This window comes from Mesorhizobium sp. P5_C1, assembly GCF_054049815.1.
This window is the reverse complement of the sequence record NZ_JBFULQ010000541.1, coordinates 1-3,606: the sequence shown is the minus strand read 5'-3', so window position 1 is coordinate 3,606 and position 3,606 is coordinate 1. Positions and strand designations below refer to the sequence as shown.

At 62.9% G+C, this 3,606-nt stretch carries 6 protein-coding genes; 5 read left to right on the top strand and 1 reads right to left on the bottom strand.

Annotated elements, in window-relative coordinates; all coding sequences use genetic code 11:
- Nucleotides 1–341 (bottom strand): LysR family transcriptional regulator (locus tag ACXJ7R_RS27510; RefSeq protein WP_457154572.1); only part of this gene is annotated, 341 nt, incomplete at its 3' end.
- 104 nt (nt 342–445) lie between these two features.
- On the opposite strand from ACXJ7R_RS27510, the gene ACXJ7R_RS27505 reads away from it, so the two are divergent.
- From ACXJ7R_RS27505 to ACXJ7R_RS27485, 5 genes are all read left to right on the top strand, one after another.
- A complete protein-coding gene (locus ACXJ7R_RS27505) occupies nt 446–607 on the top strand; it encodes a hypothetical protein (protein WP_457154571.1) in 162 nt (53 codons plus the stop codon).
- Nucleotides 608–677: 70 nt separating this feature from the next.
- The gene (locus ACXJ7R_RS27500; RefSeq protein WP_457154570.1) at nt 678–1,286 is read left to right on the top strand and encodes a class I SAM-dependent DNA methyltransferase; all 609 of its coding nucleotides are present in this window, start codon (nt 678–680) and stop codon (nt 1,284–1,286) included.
- A 92-nt stretch (nt 1,287–1,378) separates the two neighbouring features.
- Nucleotides 1,379–2,350: a DUF3592 domain-containing protein gene (locus ACXJ7R_RS27495; RefSeq protein ID WP_457154569.1), complete on the top strand. Its 972-nt coding sequence runs from the start codon at nt 1,379–1,381 to the stop codon at nt 2,348–2,350.
- A gap of 42 nt (nt 2,351–2,392) precedes the next feature.
- A complete protein-coding gene (locus tag ACXJ7R_RS27490) occupies nt 2,393–2,914 on the top strand; it encodes a hypothetical protein (protein ID WP_457154568.1) in 522 nt (173 codons plus the stop codon).
- A gap of 121 nt (nt 2,915–3,035) precedes the next feature.
- Nucleotides 3,036–3,533, top strand: coding sequence for a hypothetical protein (locus ACXJ7R_RS27485; protein WP_457154567.1), 498 nt, complete (start codon nt 3,036–3,038; stop codon nt 3,531–3,533).
- Nucleotides 3,534–3,606 lie beyond the last annotated feature (73 nt).

The following is a 3,606-nucleotide window of genomic DNA, read 5'->3' as shown; positions in this document are numbered from 1 at the left end:
GTTCCGAGCCACACGGCCAGCCAGTTCGATGCGAATGTTTCCGAGGTTGTGACGGACAGCACGCCAGTCGCTCCACCTTTTGTGGCGACCCACGCATCGGCCAGGGTCGAGAAGGCGCCCGTTGCGTGCGGCGCCAATTGCTGTCCAGCTTCGGTCAAGGCGATTTGCCTTGTTTTTCTTATAAAAAGAGGCGTTCCGGCGCGCTCTTCCAGCACCTTGATCTGATAGCTGGCCGCCGACTGTGTCATGCCGAGTTCCTCGGCCGCCTTGGTGAAACTGCCCAGCCGCGCCGCGGCTTCAAAGACGCGAATGGCGCCCAGTGGTGGTAGCTCCCAACTCATGACGCATCAATCCTCCTGATGCATGCTACGCGACGTTCGATTGGAAGCCAAGGCCGTGAACAGGCATACTCTGGTCATCAACTCGAACCCGAAAGGACACGGCAATGACCCTCTACAACACACTTCGTCGTCCGGTGCTCGACCTCTTCACCGCTCCGTTCAGACCCCGCACGCGTGGCCTGCTCGACCACCGTGCGCTGTCGGATCATTTCCTGCGCGATATCGGCGTGCTCGACGGACACGCCTCTGCCGGCAGCACCCGTTGACTTGCGTGCCCCGCTGACTTGCGTGCCCCGCTGACTTGAGTGCATTGACCGGTGCAAACGGGAGGAAAGGATGAGCGTATCTGCGGAGGCCCTGGCGAAGAGCCGTCAGACGATCTCCTCCTACGAGGATTATGCGGAACAGTATGATGCAGTCGTGCGGCATGTTCCCAACCCGAGGGAGCAGGCAGCGCTAAGGCGCCTCGTGGCGATCGCCGGCACAGGCGGCCAGATTCTGGAAGTCGGGTCGGGAGCGGGATACGACGCCGACTTTCTGGAGACCTTGGGCGCTAGGGTTCGGCGCACCGACGCGACAAGGCGGTTTCTTGAGCTGCAGGCCGCGCGCGGCAAGCACGGTGAACTGCTCGATCTCATCACCGATGATCTCGGCGGCCCCTACGACGCAGTCTTGGCCCTGTGCGTCCTGATCCATGTGCCTCGCGACCAGACCGACCAGGTCCTTGCCAAGATAGCCGGGTCGCTGCGGCCAGGCGGCGCGTTCCTCGTATCGATGCGCAATGGCGATGGTGAGACGAGCGGCGAATATCATACCGTCTACTGGCGCAGGGACGACTTTGCGGCCCGCATCGAAAGCGCCGGGCTGGTCCTCATCAGGGACGACTTCAACATCGGCCGCAACAACGAAGAGTGGAACACGTTCCTGGCCGTGAGACCGTCGTGACTGGATCCGTCACCTCCGATTTTTGCGAATAGGCGAGACATTGCCGCCGCAGTGCTGTCTAGTGCCTGTTCCTGCACTCCGGGGGGATCWGGGTGGAGCTGGAACTCAAATTTCTGCTTGTCGGCTTTGCCTGCGCGGTCTCCGGCATGCTGTCGCTCATCACCTTCGTGAAGTGGCGCGAGGTGCAGACCCTCAGCCGCTGGTTGCCGACGCCGGGAAAGATCATCTCGTCACGCGTCGAGGCGCGTGAGGTCAGAAGCTCGGGCGCTGGCTCGGACAGCACCGATACCACTGAGATGCGCAATTTCCCGGCCATCACCTTCGAATACAAAGTCGGCGGCAAGAAATTTCAAAGCTCGCGCTACAGCGTGAAGGAGAATTTGGGGAACTTTGAAGTCCCCGAAACCCTTGCGCAGTTTCCCCGCGGCGCGGAGGTGACCGTCTTCTACAATCCAGCCGACCCGAGCAAAGCCGTAATCGAGCGCACCATGCCGGATGGTGCCTTYAAGTTCATGGCCCAGCTCTCGGCCGGTTTGGTGATCGGCACGGCGGTTCTGGTGTTTTCCGTCGGCGGCGTGCTCGAGGCGATCCGGCCGCATCTGCCCAAACCACAAAACCTCGGTGCCGCGGCATTGCTGCTGTTCATGGGCCTGTTCGCCCTGCGCATGGGCTTTGCCCAGAAGTCGCTTGCCGAGCAGGCGGCAAAATGGCCGGTCGCCGCCGGCCGCATCGATGCGTCAGGTCTGCAGGCGCTGCGAAGCCATTCAAGCTATCAACGCTGGCGCACTGTTTTCAAATCTCGCATCGTCTACAGCTATGGCGTCGCCGGCCAGCGCTACAGCGCCGACCGCGTCACCTTCGGCGCCACGGTCACGGCTTCGCTGCCCGGCCTCGTCGGTGGCCAGGCGCGTCGCTACGTCGAGGGCAGCAAGGTCGACGTGCACTATGATCCCGCCAACCCCGGCTCGGCCGTGCTCGAATGCCGGGTGCGCGGGCTCTGGCTGTTGTGGGTCTGTTCGGCGGGATTTCTCGGCGGCGCTGCCTTTCTGGTCGGGCTGGTGTGAGGACCGGTTTTTGGCTTCCAAAACGCTCCCCGGAGACATCCTGTGATCATTCGCAAACTGGCCGTTGTGTTCCTGGGCCTGCTCGGCTCGCTGCAGACGGCGAGCGCCGGGGAATGTCTGCTGAGCCACGCCACCTACCGCGAGCCGCGCTCGGGCGCCGTTCTGCAATTTCGGCCGCTCGCCAACGAGCCGGCGGCGCTGACGGCCGAGGTGTTTTCGCTGACCGTTCCCCATACCGACACCCGCCTGCCAGCCGACATCACTTGGACGAATGGCAAGAATTCGTTTCCGCTCGGCACCATCCGCCACACCTGCACCGACGACGACCGCGAAGCCGGCCTGCAGGATGGCAGCGGCCTGTGCAGGATATGGGATGGACAGGTCTATGCCTTGACCGGCGGCGGCGCCGAGCAGTTGAATTCGAGCGAAGCGACACCAGCGCCGAAAGGCCTGTTGCTGCCCGATTTCGGCGCCGCTTTCACCGAATGGGCCGATTTCGCCAACGCCAATCCCAATGGCTCGGCATGGGACGCCTTTACTTTGACAGGATGCAGCGATGAATAGCGCCATGAGATCGATCACCTGGGCCTGTGCCCTGTTTGGATGCGTGGCGGTATCGGCGGTGGCACGTGCGGACGAGCCGGCTCCGTCGCGCCCGCCCATCGACAAATGCGTCTGGGAGAAGTTGACGGACAAAACTGTCGGGCTTGCCGCCTGGGTGCAGCGCTGCGATTTCGGCTTCCGCCAGATCCACTTCGAATTCACCGGCAACGCTCTCGCCATCAAATACAGCGATGGCGGCGCGGCCGATCCTCTTGTCGAGTTGTATGACATTAAGCCCGGCGAAACCGCAGAGGCCTCATTGCAGCGCCTGTTCCGCGAAAAGACCGACAAGGCCGTCAGCGCCCGCTGCGTGCTGGCGCCTTACACGGAGGGCACCGTGCCCGCCGGCATCAAGCGCTACACATTCAGCCCCGACGCTGCTTATGCGAAAGAGCTGGAAGCGAAGACCGATCCCAACGAGGTTCCGGACCCGCCCTGCGGCGACTGGGGTGAAATGCCCGACGGCATCCAGTATTTCGAGGTACCAGCTGGGGCAGCGCGCAAGCTGCTGTTCGTCCGCATAGGTCAGGACGAGCCGTTGTTTGACGAGCAGACACTGCAGGTGTTGCCGTCGGGGTAGGGAGTGTGATCCGGATTGGGCGGGCGACTCTCCCCTTCTCCCCTTGTGGGAGAAGGTGGATCGGCGCGCAGCG